Annotated in this window: 20 protein-coding genes; 16 read left to right on the top strand and 4 right to left on the bottom strand. The window is 60.2% G+C overall.

Annotated features, from left to right (window positions below; genetic code table 11):
* Positions 1-121: 121 nt before the first annotated feature.
* The 6 genes from gap (at position 122) to BN1241_RS11800 (ending at position 4,913) form a co-directional block, all read left to right on the top strand.
* Positions 122-1,126 carry a type I glyceraldehyde-3-phosphate dehydrogenase gene (gene gap / locus BN1241_RS11825; protein ID WP_054953749.1) on the top strand — a complete coding sequence of 335 codons (1,005 nt, stop codon included), beginning with the start codon at positions 122-124 and terminating at the stop codon, positions 1,124-1,126.
* Positions 1,127-1,200: 74 nt separating this feature from the next.
* Positions 1,201-2,391, top strand: coding sequence for a phosphoglycerate kinase (locus BN1241_RS11820; protein WP_054953748.1), 1,191 nt, complete (start codon positions 1,201-1,203; stop codon positions 2,389-2,391).
* Positions 2,392-3,168 (top strand): triose-phosphate isomerase, encoded by a 777-nt coding sequence (gene tpiA, locus BN1241_RS11815; RefSeq protein ID WP_054953747.1) that lies wholly within the window; start codon positions 2,392-2,394, stop codon positions 3,166-3,168.
* A 50-nt stretch (positions 3,169-3,218) separates the two neighbouring features.
* Positions 3,219-3,461: a preprotein translocase subunit SecG gene (gene secG / locus BN1241_RS11810; protein WP_054953746.1), complete on the top strand. Its 243-nt coding sequence runs from the start codon at positions 3,219-3,221 to the stop codon at positions 3,459-3,461.
* A 718-nt stretch (positions 3,462-4,179) separates the two neighbouring features.
* Positions 4,180-4,542: a hypothetical protein gene (locus tag BN1241_RS11805; RefSeq protein ID WP_054953745.1), complete on the top strand. Its 363-nt coding sequence runs from the start codon at positions 4,180-4,182 to the stop codon at positions 4,540-4,542.
* 101 nt (positions 4,543-4,643) lie between these two features.
* On the top strand, positions 4,644-4,913 hold the full coding sequence (locus BN1241_RS11800; protein ID WP_187117637.1) for an FtsX-like permease family protein: 270 nt from the start codon (positions 4,644-4,646) through the stop codon (positions 4,911-4,913).
* Positions 4,914-5,271: 358 nt separating this feature from the next.
* Here the strand turns inward: BN1241_RS11800 and BN1241_RS11795 are convergent, their stop codons facing one another.
* The 4 genes from BN1241_RS11795 to tkt are packed head-to-tail and all read right to left on the bottom strand — an operon-like array spanning position 5,272 to position 10,895.
* On the bottom strand, positions 5,272-6,204 hold the full coding sequence (locus tag BN1241_RS11795; RefSeq protein WP_054953743.1) for a glucose-6-phosphate dehydrogenase assembly protein OpcA: 933 nt from the start codon (positions 6,202-6,204) through the stop codon (positions 5,272-5,274).
* Entirely contained in the window at positions 6,205-7,713 is a 1,509-nt protein-coding gene (zwf, locus tag BN1241_RS11790) for a glucose-6-phosphate dehydrogenase (RefSeq protein ID WP_054953742.1), read from the bottom strand.
* Positions 7,713-8,798 (bottom strand): transaldolase, encoded by a 1,086-nt coding sequence (gene tal / locus BN1241_RS11785; protein ID WP_054953741.1) that lies wholly within the window; start codon positions 8,796-8,798, stop codon positions 7,713-7,715. The genes zwf and tal overlap by 1 nt, the downstream gene beginning before the upstream one ends.
* Before the next feature lie 9 nt (positions 8,799-8,807).
* Positions 8,808-10,895 carry a transketolase gene (gene tkt / locus BN1241_RS11780; RefSeq protein WP_054953740.1) on the bottom strand — a complete coding sequence of 696 codons (2,088 nt, stop codon included), beginning with the start codon at positions 10,893-10,895 and terminating at the stop codon, positions 8,808-8,810.
* 227 nt (positions 10,896-11,122) lie between these two features.
* On the opposite strand from tkt, the gene BN1241_RS11775 reads away from it, so the two are divergent.
* From BN1241_RS11775 to BN1241_RS11730, 10 genes are read left to right on the top strand one after another with little or no spacing between them, the layout of a single operon-like run.
* Positions 11,123-12,103: a heme o synthase gene (locus BN1241_RS11775; protein WP_082418348.1), complete on the top strand. Its 981-nt coding sequence runs from the start codon at positions 11,123-11,125 to the stop codon at positions 12,101-12,103.
* Entirely contained in the window at positions 12,100-13,011 is a 912-nt protein-coding gene (xerD, locus tag BN1241_RS11770) for a site-specific tyrosine recombinase XerD (protein WP_054953739.1), read from the top strand. The genes BN1241_RS11775 and xerD overlap by 4 nt, the downstream gene beginning before the upstream one ends.
* A gap of 47 nt (positions 13,012-13,058) precedes the next feature.
* The gene (locus tag BN1241_RS11765; protein WP_054953918.1) at positions 13,059-13,889 is read left to right on the top strand and encodes a ParA family protein; all 831 of its coding nucleotides are present in this window, start codon (positions 13,059-13,061) and stop codon (positions 13,887-13,889) included.
* A complete protein-coding gene (locus BN1241_RS11760) occupies positions 13,889-14,656 on the top strand; it encodes a segregation and condensation protein A (protein ID WP_054953738.1) in 768 nt (255 codons plus the stop codon). Before BN1241_RS11765 ends, BN1241_RS11760 begins: the two co-directional genes overlap by 1 nt.
* A 41-nt stretch (positions 14,657-14,697) precedes the next feature.
* The gene (scpB, locus tag BN1241_RS11755; protein ID WP_077138432.1) at positions 14,698-15,357 is read left to right on the top strand and encodes an SMC-Scp complex subunit ScpB; all 660 of its coding nucleotides are present in this window, start codon (positions 14,698-14,700) and stop codon (positions 15,355-15,357) included.
* Positions 15,354-16,082 carry a pseudouridine synthase gene (locus tag BN1241_RS11750; protein ID WP_054953737.1) on the top strand — a complete coding sequence of 243 codons (729 nt, stop codon included), beginning with the start codon at positions 15,354-15,356 and terminating at the stop codon, positions 16,080-16,082. Before scpB ends, BN1241_RS11750 begins: the two co-directional genes overlap by 4 nt.
* On the top strand, positions 16,079-17,161 hold the full coding sequence (locus BN1241_RS11745) for a prephenate dehydrogenase (RefSeq protein ID WP_054953736.1): 1,083 nt from the start codon (positions 16,079-16,081) through the stop codon (positions 17,159-17,161). The genes BN1241_RS11750 and BN1241_RS11745 overlap by 4 nt, the downstream gene beginning before the upstream one ends.
* Entirely contained in the window at positions 17,161-17,853 is a 693-nt protein-coding gene (cmk, locus tag BN1241_RS11740; protein WP_054953735.1) for a (d)CMP kinase, read from the top strand. The genes BN1241_RS11745 and cmk overlap by 1 nt, the downstream gene beginning before the upstream one ends.
* Positions 17,850-19,286 (top strand): ribosome biogenesis GTPase Der, encoded by a 1,437-nt coding sequence (gene der, locus BN1241_RS11735; RefSeq protein ID WP_054953734.1) that lies wholly within the window; start codon positions 17,850-17,852, stop codon positions 19,284-19,286. The genes cmk and der overlap by 4 nt, the downstream gene beginning before the upstream one ends.
* Positions 19,283-20,047, top strand: a complete 765-nt coding sequence (locus BN1241_RS11730) for a dimethylarginine dimethylaminohydrolase family protein (protein ID WP_054953733.1) — start codon at positions 19,283-19,285, stop codon at positions 20,045-20,047. Before der ends, BN1241_RS11730 begins: the two co-directional genes overlap by 4 nt.
* The last annotated feature ends 36 nt before the right edge of the window (positions 20,048-20,083 follow it).

Below are 20,083 nucleotides of genomic sequence, written 5' to 3'. Positions count from 1 at the left end.
AAACTTGTATACTGAATGGTGGATCGGCCAGCGGCAGTTGGTCGTGAACGGAGAAGTGTTTCGCTTCCCCAGACCTATCAACAAAATGTGCACGGAGCGCCGTGCATGAGGAGGATCTAGAGTGACTATTCGCGTTGGTATTAATGGCTTTGGCCGCATTGGCCGTAACTTCACCCGCGCAGTGCTCGCACAGGGTGCTGATATTGAGATTGTCGCAGTGAACGACCTGACCGACAACGACACCCTTGCACACCTTTTGAAGTATGACTCCATCCTCGGTGTTCTGAAGGAAGACGTTTCCGCCGAAGGTGACTCGATCACCGTTGGCAACAAGACCTTCAAGGCTCTCGAAGAGCGCGATCCCGCCAACCTCCCCTGGGGCGAACTCGGCGTAGACATCGTCATCGAGTCCACCGGCCGCTTCACCGACGGTAACGCAGCGAAGGCACACATCGAGGCAGGTGCCAAGAAGGTTATCCTGTCTGCTCCCGGTAAGAACATCGACGCCACCTTCGTGATCGGTGTTAACGAGGGCGACTACGATCCCGAGAACCACAACATCATCTCGAACGCTTCCTGCACCACCAACTGCCTCGCACCGCTGGCCCGCGTCCTGAGCTCCGAGTTCGGCATCGTCCGTGGCCTCATGACCACCGTGCACGCCTACACCGCAGACCAGAACCTGCAGGATGGCCCCCACAAGGACCTGCGCCGCGCCCGCGCCGCAGCTCTCAACATCATCCCGACCAGCACCGGTGCAGCACAGGCCGTTGCTCTCGTTCTCCCCGAGGTTAAGGGCAAGTTCGACGGCTACGCACTCCGCGTTCCCGTTCCGACCGGCTCCGCAACCGACCTCACCTTCACCGCAGAGAAGGAGGTCTCCGTCGAGGCCGTTAACGCTGCCGTGAAGAAGTGGGCCGAGGGCGAGCTCAAGGGCATCCTCGAGTACACCGAGGACCCGATCGTTTCCCAGGACATCGCCGGTAACCCGGCTTCCTCGATCTTCGACGCTGGCCTCACCAAGGTCATCGGCGACCAGGTCAAGGTTGTCTCCTGGTACGACAACGAGTGGGGCTACGCAAACCGCGTTGTTGACCTCGCTGTCCTCGTTGGCGAAAAGCTCTAAATCATTTAGGTAGCTGAGATAGACGCCCGCGTTTCCCATCCCGGGACGCGGGCGTCTTCTTCGGAAGGAAGACAATGAAGACTCTCAAATCTCTCGGTGATGTTCGCGGCAAGACCGTCCTGGTCCGCTCCGACTTCAACGTCCCGCTCGACGGCGACAAGATCACGGACGATGGTCGCATCCGTGCTGCCCTGCCCACCCTGACCCGCCTCGCTGAAGCTGGCGCCAAGGTCCTCGTCATGGCACACCTGGGCCGCCCCAAGGGCGAGCCGGATCCCAAGTTCTCTCTCGCTCCCGTCGCCAAGCGCCTCGGTGAGCTCCTCGGCCAGGACGTCGTCCTCGCAGCCGACACGGTCGGTGAGGATGCCAAGAAGGTCGCGGCTGCTCTCGAGGAGGGCCAGGTTGCTCTCATTGAGAACGTGCGCTTCGATGCTCGCGAAACCTCGAAGGACGATGAAGAGCGCTCCGCCCTCGCTGACGAATACGCGGCACTTGCCGACCTGTACGTCTCGGACGGCTTCGGTGTTGTCCACCGCGCCCAGGCATCCGTTTACGACATCGCCCAGAAGCTGCCCTCGGCAGCCGGTGAGCTCGTGTTCAAGGAAATCGATAGCCTCTCGAGGGCAACCGACAACCCGGAGCGCCCCTACGTCGTGATCCTTGGCGGGTCGAAGGTCTCCGACAAGCTCGGCGTCATCAAGAACCTGTTGGAGAAGGCGGACCGCCTCCTCATCGGTGGCGGCATGGCCTTCACCTTCCTCAAGGCACAGGGCTACGAGGTTGGTTCCTCCCTGCTCGAAGAGGACCAGATCGACACCGTCAAGGGCTACCTCAAGACCGCGGAAGAGCGCGGCGTCGAGATCGTTCTTCCCGTCGATGTTATTGTGGCCCCCGAGTTCAAGGCCGATGCTCCCGCCACCGTGGTGGATGCTGACGCGATCCCGGATGATCAGATGGGTCTCGACATCGGTCCCAAGTCCGCTGAGCTCTACGCCTCGAAGATTGCCGATGCGAAGACGATTGTCTGGAACGGCCCCATGGGTGTCTTCGAATTCGAAGCATTCTCCGGCGGCACGAAGGCCGTGGCTCAGGCCATGTCCGATGCCGATGGTTACACCATCGTCGGTGGTGGCGACTCCGCTGCCGCTGTCCGTACTCTCGGCTTCGACGAAGCCACCTTCTCTCACATTTCAACTGGCGGCGGCGCCTCCCTCGAATTCCTCGAGGGTAAGGAACTGCCCGGCATCGCTATCCTGGAGGACTAAATGGCACGCACACCCCTGATGGCAGGCAACTGGAAGATGAACTTCGATCACCTCGAAGCGAATCAGTTCGTCCAGAAGCTTGCTTGGACCCTGAAGGACATGAAGCACGACTACTCGCAGGTCGAGGTTGTTGTGGTTCCCCCGTTCACGGATCTCCGCACCGTCCAGACCGTCGTTGACGCCGATAAGCTCGAGATCGGCTACGGCGCACAGGACATTTCCGCGCAGGAAAGCGGCGCCTACACGGGCGAAATCTCCGCCTCCATGCTCAGCGCACTCGGCGTCACCTACGCGGTGATCGGCCACTCCGAGCGCCGCGAATACCACAACGAATCCGATGAACTCGTGAATGCAAAGTCCGCTCAGGCTCTCGCCCACGGCATCACCCCCATCATCTGCGTCGGTGAGGGACTCGATGTTCGCAAGGCAGGCGACCAGGTGTCCTTCACCCTCGCACAGGTTGAAGGCGCGCTCAAGGACATTGCTGCCGAGAACGTCGCTAAGCTCGTCATCGCCTACGAGCCCGTGTGGGCTATTGGTACCGGTGAGGTCGCAACCCCGGCTGACGCTCAGGAAGTCTGCGGAGCGATCCGCGAGAAGATTGCTGAACTCTACGACCAGGAGACCGCTGACTCTGTCCGTATTCTCTACGGTGGTTCCGTTAAGTCCTCCAACGTTGCCGAGATCATGGCTGAGAAGGACGTCGATGGTGCACTCGTGGGTGGAGCCTCGCTCAAGGCCGACGAGTTCGCCAAGATCGTGTGCTACAACGGTTAGGCCCAAACGACTGGCGTCGTCTACACTAGACCTCGGACCGAAAGGACATCGTGGACATTATTAAAGTGATCGTCACCGTACTGCTGGTGATCTCATCTCTGCTTCTCGTGCTCTCTATCCTGCTACAGAAGGGCAAGGGCGGCGGCATCTCCGACATGTTCGGTGGTGGCATGTCCAGCGCCATGCGTTCCTCCGGTGTGGCAGCGCGTAACCTCAATCGCATCACGATTGGTATCGCCATCACCTGGGGCGTGTGCGTGATTCTCTACGGTCTGATCGTCAAGTTCCAGTAGACGACAGCACAGGCATCTTCCTCCCGAGCAGAAATGCTCGGGAGGATTTCTTTAACCCAAGTGTAGTAACCGAAAGATCGCTGCAAAGGGCTGGGTGACATGTGTGTCCATCGGGATACACACGAGTTAATGACCGAGCGAGTTGGCACGACAGTGGTGAGGAGGACGGGCGCGCGAACTATGTGGCAATGGCGGTTGATCCGAACCAAATCCTCGATCGAGACCATCCATTAATCCTTCCGCGTGGGCTACTTTTCGACCATCACCGATAAATGATGTTGGAGAGTCCGGTCATTCAGACCCGGTGCGCTCTCGAAAACTCCGATCATGGGTGAGGTAACGCCGCCTCAAAGAGGTGGAGACATGAGGAAGACACAGGATGAGGTTGCGCTTGTGCGATGTTGGTGGGAGAGTGCTCCAGAAAAGCGACCACAGTTTTTCTCCCGAATTTGCAGCTTCTACGTCCGCTGTGAGAAAAGGTGCCACCTGGTAAAGAGAACAATGAGTGAGAATGTCAGGAACAGGTAGGGAAGCATACCGTCAATGAAGGCCCAACTGGCTTCATGAGAGCCGCCCATGGTTCAACTCTGTGATCGAAACGAATACCGAGGCGCCAGTTTGCCATCGTGAACGTGATGATGGCAAACTACGATGCGTGACCTACTAGCGAGCCAGAAGAGGGTAGCCAGAGCCAAGAGCAGAGCAGAGTTTCGTCCAAGTGTTGACACTCCAAGAGCAATGGCTAGATGTATTGTCCCGTGAGGTTGGTTACGGTGGGGAAAAGAGCACTGCCTGGGGCATACACGGTCAACTTGACTATGTTGCAGAGCTGACCGGTGGTCGCATGCCGGGTCACGGGGAGGCCCTTGTCTCCGAGGAGGCGATGGTGAAGCTCGGGTTAGATGTGCCCGTCGGCCGGGTGCGTGACGCCAGTAGTTCCGGATTCGAAGAATTGAATATTGTGGGTAGCTTCCGCGCACGGGAGCCGTTCACGTCCTACTCCTCCGGCATCGTCTACATGCCCGAAACGCAAACCAATGCCGCCAACCTCTCCAGGCGATTTTGGTGGATGCTGAGGTAGCGTCCCAAGCTCAGCGGCTTGTTCTCAGCATGATCGACGGGAATGCTCAGGAGCTGCGTGTTGAATCACCGGTGAGCGTGGCACAGTTGCAGGGAGAGATCATGGCTGACGTCACTGTCTTTGGTCGGACTCTGCTCATCGGGGTTCTTCTCGCCGGTGCCGTCCTTGTCGCGATCGTGACCCTGACCGATGTGCTGGTTCGCCGCGCGGATCTTGGTAGGCGCCGTGCCCTTGGTGCAACCCGGGATACGATCATGACTCTGGTTGTGTTGCGTACCGCAATTGCAGCTTTACTAGGTGTTGTCTTAGGTGTGACGGCAGGTTCCGTGATCACGAGTCAGTTGGGGCGATGCCGCCGCTCTCGTTCATGATGGGCGTGGCCATTCTCTCCACAGTCGCGGCCGTAGCCTCGGCGCTGCCACCCGCCATCTACGCAGCCTACCGTGACTCAGTGGCAGTACTTCGAACGCCCTAACCTCGTTTGTTCACCGCGCTTGAGCGTAGCTCGGGTCCTTGCGCGCTCGTGTTGGCAGTTCAATCCAAGGGGAAGCGTGAATCCGAATTATAGCTACTTTCGACAGCCAGTGCGAGGTGATGACACCCAGAGTAAGGGGATGGAAAGACGCGTGTGGCGGTGGATTGGTCGCCACACGCGTCTATTCATGAATTCTGCGCAGGAATTGCGCACCACTTATTTGTTGCTTCCGTGCCCGAAGGGCAGGGAAGCAGTTAGCACCCTGGGTGGATCCCGTTGCCAAAGGCCTCCAGGACGTGACCGTAGGTGACGTCGGGAACCATGCGCTGCAGTTCCTCGGTGAGCCGGTGCTCCTGGGTGCGGGTCTCGAGACGTACCCTCTGGGTTTTGCGGCCGGGACGGATCAGTTCAGCTGTCGTATCCCCGACCTTGCGGTGGAGGACGAGATCGCCCGAAGCACGGGAGAGCGTGACCTTCTCAATGCCGTAGCCCTGGGAGTTCTTCAACGAGACCGGGACATCGAGCCTCAGACCCAGCCAGGAGGCAATGAGATAGGTCGAGGCGTGCTCGAGTGAGCCCTTCACTTCAACCGCGACAACATCCTCATAGGGAGGCTCGTCCAGCATCGCAGCCAGGAAGCCCCGCCAGAGTGTACAGCCAGCCCAGGACATGTCCGTGTCACCGGGGGAGTAGTTCTTTGAAAGCTCCTTGAGGAGCGGAACCGGGTTCGTCGTTGCGATCGTGTTGGTGATCCTGCGGGTTGCGAGGCGCCCGATGGGATCCTTCGCGGGGTTTGCTGGAGCATCCTCCGACCACCACACGACCACGGGAGCTTCGGGAAGAAGCAGGGGCAGCAGGAGCGAGGTGGGGTCGGCACCGGCGCCGCCCTTGGGGCGCAGGATGATGACCTCGGAGACTCCGGCTTCACCGCCGAGCCGGAGCTCGGCACCGAGAGAGGCTTCGTTGGTATCTGCTTGACGGTCGGGAAGGTAGGCGATGACGCGGCAGGGGTGGGACACCGATGCTCCATCAGCCGCATCGAGGGCCGCCTCGATCGATTCGTCGCTGCGCGCAACGACGATGAGGGTGAGGACCTTGCCGAGGGTGACGGAACCGAACTTCTCACGAAGGCGGTCGATCTCGCCAGCCACCTCAGCCGAGGTCGTATTTGATAGGTGCAGAATCATTTATGCCCTCCTCCATGCTCGACCATCGCGTGCTAGCATCTCATCCGACGAATCGGGACCCCACGAGCCCGGTGGGTACGTATCGATCGTGTCGAGAGTGTCCCAGTAGGCGAATGCTCGGTCGAGGAGTCGCCAGGACTCTTCCACTTCCTTCTGCTGTGGGAAGAGGGGCGGTTCACCCAGTAGCACGTCAAGGATGAGGCGCTCGTATGCTTCGGGAGCGTATTCGGTGAAGGCGTGACCGTAGGAGAAGTCCATGGTCACGTCGCGTACGTTGAAGGAGGCACCGGGGACCTTGACACCGAAGCGGAAGGTCACCCCCTCATCCGGCTGAATTCGGATGACGAGCGTGTTGTTGGCCTGGCCTGCCGTGACCCTCGGTTCGAAGGGGAGGAAGTTCGGGCGCTTGAAAACGATCGCGATCTCGGTCACGCGGCGGGCAAGGCGCTTGCCAGTCCGCACGTAGAAGGGGACACCCTGCCAGCGGCGGGTACGCACGGCGAGACGCAGTGCGGCATACGTGTCGGTCTTTGAATCGGGGGCAATGTTGTCTTCGTCCATGTACGACTTGACGAACTTGCCGCCCTGCCAGCCCTCTGCGTACTGGGCACGGATCGCCGATTCTTCGACAGGACCGAAGAAGTCGAGAGCACCCAGGACCTTTTCTTTTTCCTGACGCAGATCGTGAGGATTGAAGGAGACGGGCTCTTCCATTGCCGTCAGTGCGAGCAACTGGAGCAGGTGATTCTGGATCACATCTTTAGCGGAGCCGACACCGTCGTAGTAGCCGGCGCGCGAACCGATACCATTATCCTCGGCCATGGTGATCTGTACGTGGTCAATGTGGTCCGAGTTCCACAGTGGCTCGTACAGTTCGTTCGAGAAACGTAGGCTCAGAAGGTTCTGAACCGTTTCTTTCCCGAGGTAGTGGTCGATACGGAAAACCTGTTCGGGTGAGAAGACCTCGGTGACGAGGTCGTTGAGCTCCTGGGAGGATTCGAGATCGTGCCCGAACGGCTTTTCGATGACGACTCGGCGCCAGCCTTCCGCGTGCTGCGAAAGGCCGGCATTGCCGAGCTGCGTCAAAACGGTGGGGAAAAGATCCGGCGGCACCGCCAGGTAGAACGCGTGGTTACCACCCGTTCCCTGGGTTTCATCCAAGTCCTTGAGCCGATCCCTCAACGAATCGAAGGTGTCGGCCGAGTCGTACTGCCCCATGACAATGTCGAGTGAGCCAATGAACTGGTCAAACACGCGCTGGTCGAAAGGGGTTTGCGCGAAGGTCTTGATCGACTCTTCAACCAGTTCCTCGATCGGTTCCCTCAGCTTCCGTGCCACGCCGGTGATGGCGAAGGACGGAGGCAGGAGGCCGTGCGAGGCAAGGTCGTAGAGCGCGGGCAGGATCTTGCGCTTGGATAGGTCGCCGGTAATACCGAAGAGGACGAGGGAGCAGGGTCCCGCAATCTTCGGTAGCCGGCGATCTTCTGGATGCCGTAGCGGATTGGTCACTAGTCCAACTTTTCCTTCACAGTGTCGAGCAGAGAGTTCCAGGAGTCCTCGAACTTCACCACTCCGTCTTCTTCAAGCAACTGGGTCACCTCGGAGAGGTTGACACCAACCCGGCCAAGCTCGGCAAGGATGCGGCGCGACTCCTCGTAGGTGCCACGTACCGTGTCTCCCGCAATCTGGGAGGACTCGAACGAGGCGTTGAGGGTCTTCTCCGGCATCGTGTTCACCACGCCCTCAGTGACAAGCTCGTCGACGTAGAGGGTGGGGGAGTAGTCCGGGTTCTTTGTTCCGGTTGATGCCCAGAGGGGGCGCTGCACGTGAGCGCCCTTCTCCTTGAGTGCCTGGAAGCGGGGCGAGGAGAAGATCTCCTCGTAGGCTTCGAACTGGAGGCGAGCATTGGCGAGAGCCACCTTGCCCTTGAGCTCGGTTGCCTCCCCACCAATCTCGTCGAGGCGCTTATCCACTTCGGCATCGATGCGTGAAATAAACACGGATGCGACCGAGTGGATCGTCGACAGGTCAATGCCGTTCTCCGCTGCCTGCTCGAGCCCATCAATGTAGGCCTCCGCAACCGCACGGTAGCGGTCAAGGGAGAAGATCAGGGTGACGTTGACGGAAATGCCCTGCGCGATCGTCTGCGTGATCGCGGGCAGGCCCTCGGCGGTTGCCGGGATCTTGATGAGCGCGTTGGGGCGGTCCACCAGGTTCCACAGCTGACGTGCCTGAGCGACCGTGCCGTCCGTGTCGCGTGCGAGGCGGGGATCCACCTCGATCGAGACGCGGCCATCGTAGCCACCGGTTGCCGAGTAGATTTCAGCAAACAGGTCGCAGGCATTGCGCACATCGTCGGTCGTCATCGCTTCAACCGCATCTTCGGCGCGGCCGCCCTTGTAAGCAGCGAGCTGATCCTCATAGCCGTCACCGGATGAGATGGCGGCCTGGAAGATCGACGGGTTGGTGGTGACACCAACAACGTTCTTCTCGTTGATGAGGGCCTCCAGATTACCGGAAGTCAGTCGGGCGCGTGACAGGTCGTCAAGCCAGATCGACACTCCAGCATCGGAGAGCTCTTGTAGGTTCGACATGATCAGTCCTTACTTGAGGGAGTTGAGCGAGTCGCGAGCTGCATCGACGACTGCCTCGGCGGTGATGCCGAACTTCTCGAACAGGAGCGCGCCATCGGCGGAAGCTCCGTAGTGGTCGATGCCGACGCTGCGGCCGTTGTCGCCAACGATGCTTGCCCAACCGAAGGTCGCGCCAGCCTCAACGGAGACGCGTGCCTTGACGTCTGCGGGGATGACCGAGTTGCGGTATTCCTCGTCCTGCTCGTTGAACCATTCGACGGAAGGCATGGACACAACGCGTGCACCAATGCCGTCCTTCGCGAGTTCTTCCTGTGCCTTGACGGCGAGCTGAACTTCGGAGCCGGTGCCGATGAGAACAACGTCGACGGTGCCGGTGGGGGATTCGGAGAGGACGTAACCGCCCTTGAGAACGCCCTCGGCGCCGTTCATCTTCTCGCGGTCGAAGACGGGCAGTCCCTGGCGGGACAGGATGAGGCCGGCGGGGCGATCGTTGCGCTCGAGAATGCCGCGCCATGCGTACGAGGTCTCGTTCGCGTCAGCGGGGCGGACAATGTCGAGGCCAGGGATGGCGCGCAGTGCCCACAGGTGCTCAATCGGCTGGTGGGTCGGGCCGTCCTCGCCAACGCCGATCGAGTCGTGGGTCCACACGAACGTCGAGGGTGCACCCATGAGGGCAGCGAGACGGACGGCGCCACGCATGTAGTCGGAGAACACGAGGAAGGTACCGCCGTAGGGGCGGGTCGTGCCCTGCAGGGCAATGCCGTTAACGATTGCACCCATCGCGTGCTCGCGAATACCGAAGTGGAGGGTGCGACCGTAGATGTTGCCCTGGAACATTTCGGACTGGCGATCCTCGGGAAGGAACGAGGGCTCACCCTTCATGGTTGTATTGTTCGAACCGGCAAGGTCCGAGGATCCGCCCCAGAGTTCGGGCAGAACGGATGCGAGGGAGTTGAGGACCTGGCCGGAAGCGGCGCGGGTCGCGAGAGCCTTCTCGGTTCCGAAGACCGGAAGGTTCTCTTCCCAGCCTGCGGGGAGCTCCTGCTTGATCAGGCGATCGAACAGATCGGCGCGCTCACCGGCAGATGCCTTCCATGCGTCGAAGCGGGGCTGCCATTCGGCCTTGGCCTCGGCTGCGCGCTTGGCGGCGTTCTCGCGGGTGTAGGAAAGGACCTCGTCGGCGACCTGGAAGTCCTGTTCCGGATCGAGACCGATGATTTCCTTCAGTCCCTTGATCTCGTCAGCGCCGAGAGCAGAACCGTGTGCGGCGCCGGTACCCTGAGCCTTCGGGGAAGGCCAGGCAATAATCGTGGAGAGGCGGATGATCGACGGCTGGTCGGTAACCTTCTGTGCCTCGAGGATCGCGTTGTAGAGAGCCTCGGGATCTTCCTTGTATTCGGAACCACCATTGGTCCAGTCCACGGTCTGGGTGTGCCAGCCGTAGGCGGCGTAGCGGCCGAGAACGTCCTCGTTGAAAGCAATGTTGGTGTCGTCCTCAATGGAGATGCGGTTGTCGTCCCAGATCACGATGAGGTTACCGAGGCGCTGAGTGCCTGCAAGCGAGGAGGCTTCGGAGGTCACTCCCTCCTGGAGGCAACCATCGCCAGCGATGACGTACACGAAGTGGTCGAAGGGGGATTCACCCTGTGCGGTTTCCGGATCGAAGATGCCGTGTTCGCGGCGGGTGTTGTAGGCCATACCCACGGCGGAGGCCAGACCCTGGCCGAGAGGTCCGGTCGTGACCTCAATGCCCTTGGTGTGACCGAATTCGGGGTGGCCGGGGGTGAGGGAGTCCCAGGTGCGGAGCGACTTGAGATCCTCGATCTCGAGGCCGCCACCGGTGAGGAAAAGCTGGTTGTAGTGGGTCAGCGACGAGTGGCCGGCCGACATGACGAAGCGGTCGCGACCAACCCAGCGGGGGTCTGCCGGGTCGAAGTTCATCACCTTGTTGAACAAGACGTAGGCGGCGGGGGCAAGCGAAATCGCGGTACCCGGGTGGCCGTTACCCACCTTCTGAACCGCATCGGCGGCAATTGCACGTGTCGTGTCAACGGCCCGCTGATCAAGCTCGGTCCATGTAAAGGTTTGTGAAGCCATTGTGTCTCCTTGTGACGCGGTAAAAAATGGGCAGTTATCTACCAGTCTAGTCTGCAGTCGTTCCAGCTTTCTTCACTATCTCGGATTTTTCGCCAAGCGGTAAAAGCATCGGATGAAACTCGCCCACCAAAAGTCCTACTTCGCCACATTTAGCCTGTGGTATTGGGCTTTCGGTCCGGTGGGTGCGCTAGACTGAGTGACCAGCGGTCAGATAAAAGGTGGTTTGAGTGAGTAAGCGGTCAGCGTCCGATCTCAATACTGAGAATAGTGAGAATGTCACGTCGACGGAGACGGAGAAAGATCCGCCACCCCTACATCCCCAGGGCACGAAGCGTTCCACAGTTGGTGCGTACATTGCCCTGACCAAGCCCCGCATCATCGAGCTCCTGCTCACCACCACCATTCCCACCGTGATCCTCGCGGCTGGGGGATGGACGTCGTGGCGGGTGCTCCTGTCCTGCCTCGTCTTCGGTTATCTCGCGTCCGGTTCGGCCAACGCCTACAACATGGTGCTCGACCGCGATATTGATGCGGTCATGAACCGCACAAAGCAGCGGCCCCTCGTCACGGGTGAAATTAGCCCGAAGAACGCCACGATCTTTGCCACCGTGATCGGCATCATCTCAATTCTCGGCTTCGGCATCTTCACCAACTGGCTGGCTGCGGCCCTCGCCGCGGTCGCCATCCTCCTCTATGTCGTGCTGTACACGATCATTCTTAAGCGCCGCACGGATCAGAACATTGTGTGGGGTGGTGCCGCCGGCTGCATGCCCGTCCTCATCGCGTGGGCTGCCCAGACCGGCACCCTCGAGTGGCCTGCCGTCATTCTTTTCCTTGTGATCTTCTTCTGGACCCCGCCTCACTACTGGCCGCTGTCCATGAAGTTCAAGAAGGACTACCGCAAGGCCGGTGTCCCCATGCTCGGTGCCGTTGCCGACGATGTGACCGTTGCCAAGCGCGTCATTGTCTACGCCGCCCTCACGGTCATCACCTCCCTCGCTCTCATCCCCGTTACGCCGATGGGTTGGCTGTACTCGGTGGCTGCCATTGTCTTCGGGGCCTGGTTTATGTGGTCCTGCATCGATCTCTACCGACACGCCAAGAACCCCGATCTCGGCAAGCCGAAGGCGATGAAAGTCTTCCACGGCTCGATCTACTACCTGGCGGTCTTGTTCCTCGCAGTCGCCATCGATCCCTTCCTCGTGTGAAACCCGACCGGGCAGTCGCCGCCTACCTGAATTCGATAGCGGTCGAACGCGGGCTCTCGGCCAATACTCTGGCTGCCTACGAGCGCGATCTCACCCGTTACCTTGCCTATCTCGAAACCCTGAAGATCACCAATATCGAGAGACTTGATGACGAGCAAACCAAGGGATTTGCCGAGTATCTCGCGGGAAAAGACCTCGCGAAGTCATCTCGTGCTCGCACCCTGACCGCGGTGCGTTCCTTCCACAAGTTCGCAACTGCCGAAGGCTGGACCGAAACCAACCCGGCGAAAGAACTCCAGCTACCCAAGCTCGATTCGCGCCTGCCGAAACCCATCCCGATCGAGCAGGTGACCGCCCTTATTGACGTGGCGGGCAGGAGCGAACCACCCTTTGGGCCACGCGACCGCGCACTTCTTGAAGTGCTGTACGGGACCGGTGCCCGCATCTCCGAAGCCGTCGGTCTCGCCGTCGACGATCTTGACCTGGAAGGCGGAGCTGTACGACTCTTCGGCAAGGGTCGAAAGGAACGGGTCGTGCCGCTCGGGTCATATGCCGTTGAGGCTCTTGAGTCCTACCTGGTGCGAGCCAGACCCGAGCTCGCAGCCAAGGGGAAGGGAACACCATCAGTGTTCCTTAACAGTCTCGGCCGGTCACTGTCACGGCAATCAGCCTGGTCAATTATTCAAGACTGCGCGAGCAGAGCGGGGATCGGCTCCCACGTATCACCCCACACGCTCCGCCACTCGTATGCCACCCACCTCCTGTCGGGAGGAGCCGACGTGAGAGTCGTGCAGGAACTGCTCGGTCACTCCTCGGTCACCACAACCCAGATCTATACGGCTGTGAGCATTGAAACACTGAAGGAAACCTTTGCGACATCGCACCCCCGTGCACGCCGAGGCCACTAATTCGCTATTGTTGAGGGGTGACTGAGAACCCGAACCAACCCCCGCTCATGGATGACCCGGCCGATCAGGACTTCCCGTACCCACCGGAACTGGAATCCCACGGACCCGCCAGGATCATCGCCATGTGCAATCAGAAGGGCGGCGTGGGTAAAACTACGACCTCCATCAACCTCGCGGCCGCATTGGCGGAGTATGGGCGCAGGGTTCTCCTCATCGACTTCGACCCCCAGGGCGCTGCCTCCGCCGGCCTCGGTGTCAACGCGCGCGCCCTCGACCGGACGATCTACACGGAGCTGCTCGCACCCAAGCCCGACATCACCGAAATCATCCACGAAACCATCGTTGATGGTCTCCATGTCGTACCCGCAAACATCGACCTGTCCGCGGCAGAAATCCAGCTGGTGTCCGAAGTTGGCCGCGAACATACCCTCGCGCGGGTGCTGCGGCCGGTCATGGATGACTACGACGTCATCATCATTGACTGTCAGCCCTCGCTTGGCCTCCTGACGGTGAACGCGCTGACCGCCGCCCACGGCGTCATCATTCCCCTCGAGGCGGAGTTCTTCGCCATGAGGGGCGTGGCACTTCTCGTGGAACAGATCGAACGCGTGACCGAACGCCTCAACCCGAAGCTCCGCCTTGATGGCGTGCTCCTCACCATGGTGGATAATCGCACGCTCCACGCACGCGAAGTCATTGCGTCCGTTGAGGAAGGCTTCGGCGACAGGGTGTTCGATACGAAGATTTCCCGCACCGTTAAGTTCCCCGATGCCACGATCGCAGCCGAACCGATCACGACCTACGCACCGACCCATAACGGTGCCCACGCTTATCGCAGGCTCGCTCGTGAGGTTATTGCTCGCGGCCACAGTGCGTGATGAAGGGGCGGCAGGAGTCTCTCTTTGATCAGGAGAGCGCACTCGGTTTCGACGTCACTCTCGACGTCTACTCGGGCCCGTTCGACGTCCTTCTTTCCCTCATTGCCAAGCGTCAACTCGACATCACCGAGATTGCGCTAGCCGAAGTCACCGATGAATTCCTCGCCCACGCTCGAGCCAGGGCAGAGATGGACCTCTCCCAGGCAAGCGAGTTCCTCGTCATTGCTTCCACGCTACTTGCACTGAAGGCGGCACGTCTTCTGCCCTCAACGGAGGAAGATGAGGAGGATCTCGAGCTTCTCGAGGCCCGCGACCTCCTATTTGCGAAGCTCCTCCAATACAAGGCATACAAGGACCTCGCCTCCCTCGTGGCCCGCACCCTGGCGGACAATGATCGTGCCGTAGGCCGGGAGGTACCGATGGAGGAGGAGTTCACGAAGATTATTCCCGACGTGCAGCTCACCATCACACCCGAAGGGCTTGCGGAACTTGCTAGGCAGATCCTTGAACGGGACCGGACCGAGCCCACGATCGGGCTCTCGCATCTGCACGATCCGCTCGTTTCTGTGGAATCCCAGATCCTTGTCCTCAGGCAGAAGCTTGCGGGCGGGAAGCCGATCTCCTTCCGGGAGTTGTGCGCAGATGCTCCCACCACCGCCACCATCGTCGCCCTCTTCCTTGCCGTCCTTGACCAACTGCGGGAAGGGACCGTCACCATCCACCAGGAGCGCGCCCTCGCGGAACTGGAAGTGAGGTGGGGAGCGTGACCAAATCCAATCACCCAGATCTAGGCTCCACCGAGCCAGACATGAATACTGACATCACCATAGAGCCGCCCATCAACCCCGCAAGCGATAGTGACGCCAGGGATCAAGATGAACGTACCGTGACCGATCAGGTTAATGGGTTTGATGAGGGGGACGTGCTGGGTGCTCTTGAAGCGATCCTGATGGTGGTGCCCGAACCCGTCTCGGTGCGTCACCTCTCCGACGTCCTCGGACTATCAGAGGCGATCATCGACAAGCATTTGCGATCGCTGGCCGCCGAATACCGGGGAGAGAATGGCAGGCGGCGCGGATTTGACCTGCGTGAAGTGGGGGAGGGCTGGCGCATCTATTCGTCCCCGGCCTACGCGGAGGTTGTTGGTTCCTTCGTCACCCACGGTCAGACCGGTAAGCTCTCCGGTCCTGCACTCGAGACCCTTGCGGTTATTGCTTACCGGCAACCCGTCACCCGCTCCCAAATCGCAGAGATCAGAGGAGTGAACGTGGATGGTGTCGTTCGGACGCTCACCACCCGGGGGCTCGTTGAGGCAACGGGCCAAGAAGGAACCGGCGCGGTTCTGTATGGTACAACTGGATATTTCTTAGAGAAAATGGGGATGACATCGCTGGCGGAACTGCCACCAGCCTCCCCGCATTTACCCGAGCTGGATGAGCTCGATGAGATAGAAAAGGATCGACAATGAGTGAACAGGGCGAGCGGCTACAAAAGGTGATGGCGCATGCTGGCGTGGGATCTCGACGCTCCTGCGAAGACCTCATCGAACAGGGCCGAGTATCGATCGACGGTAAGACCGTCACCAGGCTCGGCACCCGCGTCACCCCCGATCAGATCATCCGGGTAGATGGGGAACGCATCACCTTCGACGAATCAAAGGTCACCATCGCGCTGCACAAGCCAGCCGGGGTCGTATCGACCATGGATGATGACATGGGCAGGGAATCTCTCGCACAGTTTGTGGAAATGAGGGAGGAGCGCCTCTACCACGTGGGCAGGCTCGATACCGACACCGAGGGACTCATTCTCCTGTCGAACGATGGGGATCTCACCCACCGCCTCACCCACCCCTCGTACGAGGTGCCGAAAACCTATGTGGCAACCGTTGAGGGCCAGGTCAACAGGTCCATTATTCGCCGCCTCGAAGAAGGTGTCACCCTCGAGGACGGCTTCGTCAAGGCCGATAAGGTCAAGATCATCGAGATGGGACTGCCCAACTCGATCGTCGAAATCACGCTCCACTCGGGAGCCAACCGGGTCGTACGTCGCATGTTTGAGGCCGTCCGTCACCCCGTCGTTCGCCTCGTCCGCACCGAGTTCGGCACGATCGGACTCGGCCGGCTCAAGCCGGGACGTTCGCGTGTTATCGGCGGATCGGAGCTTGCTGCTCTCATGAAGTCGGTTGACCTGTGATCATCCGCATCATCGGCACCGGGCTACTTGGTACATCGCTTGGTCTGTGCCTGTCACGAAACCATGAGATTCAGCTCGTGGACGGCTCACCCGTTGTTGCCGCGCTCGCCCAGGATCTTGGTGCGGGCACGGTCGTGACCGATGAGTCGGTATCCCCGGATCTCGTCATTGTTGCGACGCCGCCGGATGTGGCGGCGGAGTGGATTAATGAGTCCCTGCGGTCTTTCCCCGATGCTTTCGTCACGGACGTGGCCTCGGTCAAAGGGATCGTTGTCAACGAGGTTGAGGAGCCCCGTGATCGTTACGTCGGGTCGCACCCGATGGCGGGCCGGGAGCGGTCAGGCGCGATCGCGGCGGATGCTGACCTGTTTATTGGGCGCCCCTGGGTTGTGGTTCCGCACGAAACATCCCAGCCGGAGGCTGTTGCTCTCATGAAGCGGATTGGCATGGAGGTGGGAGCGTACCCGGTGGAAATGACGGCAGTTCTCCACGATCAGGCCGTTGCCCGGGTCAGTCACGTTCCCCAGCTCGTCTCCTCCCTCCTTGCCTCCACCCTGACGGAGGCAAGCCCGACAAGCCTGGGGTTGGCGGGGCAGGGGCTACGCGATACGACCAGGATCGCGAACTCGGATGCAGACCTGTGGGCCATGATCATTGCCGGCAATCCCGGACCGGTCGGGACTGTCCTGAAAGAACTGCGTTCCCGGCTCGATGACCTCATCGAGGGGGTGGACGAGATGGCGGCCCGGGGCGACTACTCGGGCGTGTCCAAGGTTGCCAAGGTCGTCTCGGACGGTAATGAGGGAGTGTCCCGCATTCCCGGCAAGCACGGCGGCGCTCCCATGCGCTACGCCACCGTCACCGTTCTCGTGCCGGATAAACCGGGTGAGCTCGGTCGCCTCTTTACCGAAGCCGGCGATATCGGCATTAACATTGAAGACTTGTCGCTTGAACACTCGGCCGCCCAACCGGTCGGGCGGGCCGAGATCAGTGTCAACCCCGCACAAGCAGCACCTCTTTCGGAGGGGCTTGAGGAACGCGGGTGGACTGTTGCTTCGGTTGAGATGGAGGAGAAGTAGTGGGTATCACGATCGCGATCGATGGGCCGTCCGGATCAGGCAAGTCCACCGTGTCCCGCGAGGTTGCGCGCCGCAACAAGCTGGCCTACCTCGATACCGGTGCCATGTACCGCGCTGCAACCTGGTGGGTGCAGGAACAGGGCGTTGATCTTCAAGATGAAGTTGCAGTGGTTGAGACCGTTAAGTTACTTCCGCTGATCGTTCCCATTGATCCTGATGATCAGACCCACATTTGCAATGGCGAAGATATTTCCGCGATCATTCGCAGCCCCGAACTGTCCGCCGTTGTTTCGATCGTCTCCTCCTACTTTCCGGTGCGAGACATTCTCATCGAGATGCAGAGAAACATTATTCAGTCCGAGCTGACATTAGATTCTTTCTCGAGCGGGCGGGGGATCGTTACCGAGGGCCGTGACATCACAACCGTCGTGAACCCTGATGCTGACGTGCGCGTGTTGCTCATCGCCTCAGAAGAGGCACGACTGAGGCGGCGTGCTACGGAACTCTCGGGCAAAGCAGACGAAGAGACATTGAATAAGACGCGGGACATCGTGTCCGGGCGAGACCGCATCGATTCCGCGGTCACAAAGTTTATGACGGCCTCCGATGGGGTTGTCACGATCGACTCCTCGGATATGACCATTGAGGAAGTCGTGGCAGCCGTGGAAGAGCGTATGGAGAGGGTCCAATGACCGAGGATATGACAGCCGCACTGCGCAGTGCACTGGACCAGTACGACCTGACCGATGAGGATCTTGCCGAACTCGAATGGCAAGAAGGAGCCCCCGCACCAGACGAGAAACCCATTCCTCCCGTTCTTGCCGTGGTGGGACGGCCCAACGTTGGCAAATCCACCCTCATCAACCGCATCCTCGGCAAGCGAGTTGCCGTTGTGCAGGACCTGCCCGGCGTGACCCGTGACCGTGTCCGTTACGACGCCAACTGGAACGGACGCAACTTCACCGTGGTTGATACGGGTGGTTGGGAAACAAAGGTTAAGGGACTCGATCTCAGCGTCGCTCAGCAGGCCGAGATCGCGATCAACGAGGCAGACGCTGCTGCCTTCGTAGTCGACGCAACTGTTGGTGCCACCTCGACCGATGAGGAAGTGGTCAAGCTCCTGCGTGCCTCCGGCAAACCCGTCGTCCTGGTCGCAAACAAGGTTGACTCCGACACTCAGGAAGCCGACGCTGCCTACCTCTGGTCCCTGGGACTGGGGGAACCCTATCCCGTCTCGGCCCTGCACGGCCGCGGATCCGGCGATCTACTTGACCGGATCTTGAAGCTCCTGCCCGAAACCTCGCAGGTCAACGGCAGGTATCGCTCACACGGACCCCGCCGGGTTGCCCTCGTGGGTCGCCCCAATGTTGGCAAGTCCTCGCTGTTGAACCGCCTGGCTGGCGAAGAGCGCGTTGTCGTGAACGAGCTTGCGGGTACGACCCGCGATCCCGTTGACGAGTTCATTGAGCTCGATGGGGAGGCCTGGACCTTCGTTGACACGGCCGGCATCCGCCGCCGCGTTCACCAGACTTCAGGCGCCGACTTTTACGCTTCACTCCGCACCCAGAGTGCAATCGAGAAATCTGATCTCGGCCTCGTCCTTCTCGACGCCTCCGAACCGCTGACGGAACAGGATGTTCGAGTCATTCAACAGGTGGTGGATGCTGGGCGTGCTCTCGTCATCATCGCCAACAAGTGGGACCTCGTCGATGTGGAACGTCAGGCCGAGTTCAACCGCGAGCTCGAGCGTGAACTCGTTCAGCTCACGTGGGCCCAGCGGGTCAACCTGTCGGCACTGACCGGGTGGCACACGAACAGGCTCTCGTCGGCCATGAACCAGGCATACGTCAACTGGAACCGCCGCATCACCACCGCGAAGCTCAACAACTTCCTCGGTGAACTATCCGCAGCTAATCCCCACCCCGTCCGCGGTGGGAAGCAGCCCAGGATCCTGTTCGCCACGCAGCCGAGCACCGCTCCGCCCCGATTTGTCATCTTTGCCTCGGGATTCATCGAGCACGGCTACCGCCGGTTCATCGAGAACCGCCTGCGGGAAACCTTTGACTTTGAGGGATCCCCGATCGAGATCTCGGTCCGTGTCCGGGAAAGGCGCAAGAAGAAGTGACACTCACCCATGTTCTCGTTCGCAGGCCCTCACCGAAGCTCGCCAATGGGCTCTTGACGCACCGCGCACGGACCGAAGTTGATGCCGACCTTGCTTTGCGGCAGTGGGAGGACTACTGCGCGATTCTGGCCGACTGGGCGGAAGTGATCGAGGTAGAACCGGCACCAAATCAAGCCGACTCGGTGTTTGTGGAGGACATGGCGGTGGTGTACAAGGACACCGCCATCATTGCCAACCCCCGCTATCCTTCCCGTGAACCAGAAACGGTAGCCGTACGGAAGGCACTGGAGGATCTTGGTCTGACGATCAAGAAGCTTGCGAACTGGGGCTACCTGGAAGGCGGGGACATTATCAAGCGCGATGGCAAGATCTGGACCGGACTCTCAACCAGGACGGACCTGGATGGTGTGGATTGGCTGAAGCGCGGCCTTGCCGACTACGAGCCACAAATTGTGACCGTCCCAGTGCAACATGCCCTCCACCTCAAGAACGTCGTGACCGCACTGCCGGATGGCACATTCCTTTCCCACCCGAAGTACGGACCACCCGAGTCCTACTTCCCGGGATACCGCAGAGCGATTGAACGTGAAGGCACACAGGCGCTCATTCTCAACGAGACGACTCTCCTGATGTCCCAGGCCGCTCCCGAAACAGTGAAACAGCTTGAGGCGGATGGTTTCACTGTCGTGACGACGGCTATGACAGAGTTTGAGAAGACCGAGGGTGGGGTCACCGGCCTGTCCTTGAGAATCAGGAAATAGTGGCATCAATAACGTTCTAGACGGGTTGTCGAATTG

Source organism: Flaviflexus massiliensis (assembly GCF_001375495.1).
GTDB lineage: Bacteria > Actinomycetota > Actinomycetes > Actinomycetales > Actinomycetaceae > Flaviflexus > Flaviflexus massiliensis.
This window is presented reverse-complemented; position numbering and strand designations above follow the sequence as displayed.

Bases quoted from the DNA above. Each gene is read 5' to 3' on its own strand.
- scpB (WP_077138432.1), top strand. From the start codon at position 14,698: ATGAATACTGACATCACCATAGAGCCGCCCATCAACCCCGCAAGCGAT.
- BN1241_RS11795 (WP_054953743.1), bottom strand. From the start codon at position 6,204: ATGATTCTGCACCTATCAAATACGACCTCGGCTGAGGTGGCTGGCGAG.
- BN1241_RS11800 (WP_187117637.1), top strand. From the start codon at position 4,644: ATGGCTGACGTCACTGTCTTTGGTCGGACTCTGCTCATCGGGGTTCTT.
- BN1241_RS11765 (WP_054953918.1), top strand. From the start codon at position 13,059: ATGGATGACCCGGCCGATCAGGACTTCCCGTACCCACCGGAACTGGAA.
- der (WP_054953734.1), top strand. From the start codon at position 17,850: ATGACCGAGGATATGACAGCCGCACTGCGCAGTGCACTGGACCAGTAC.
- tpiA (WP_054953747.1), top strand. From the start codon at position 2,392: ATGGCACGCACACCCCTGATGGCAGGCAACTGGAAGATGAACTTCGAT.
- tkt (WP_054953740.1), bottom strand. From the start codon at position 10,895: ATGGCTTCACAAACCTTTACATGGACCGAGCTTGATCAGCGGGCCGTT.
- tal (WP_054953741.1), bottom strand. From the start codon at position 8,798: ATGTCGAACCTACAAGAGCTCTCCGATGCTGGAGTGTCGATCTGGCTT.
- BN1241_RS11760 (WP_054953738.1), top strand. From the start codon at position 13,889: ATGAAGGGGCGGCAGGAGTCTCTCTTTGATCAGGAGAGCGCACTCGGT.
- BN1241_RS11750 (WP_054953737.1), top strand. From the start codon at position 15,354: ATGAGTGAACAGGGCGAGCGGCTACAAAAGGTGATGGCGCATGCTGGC.
- BN1241_RS11820 (WP_054953748.1), top strand. From the start codon at position 1,201: ATGAAGACTCTCAAATCTCTCGGTGATGTTCGCGGCAAGACCGTCCTG.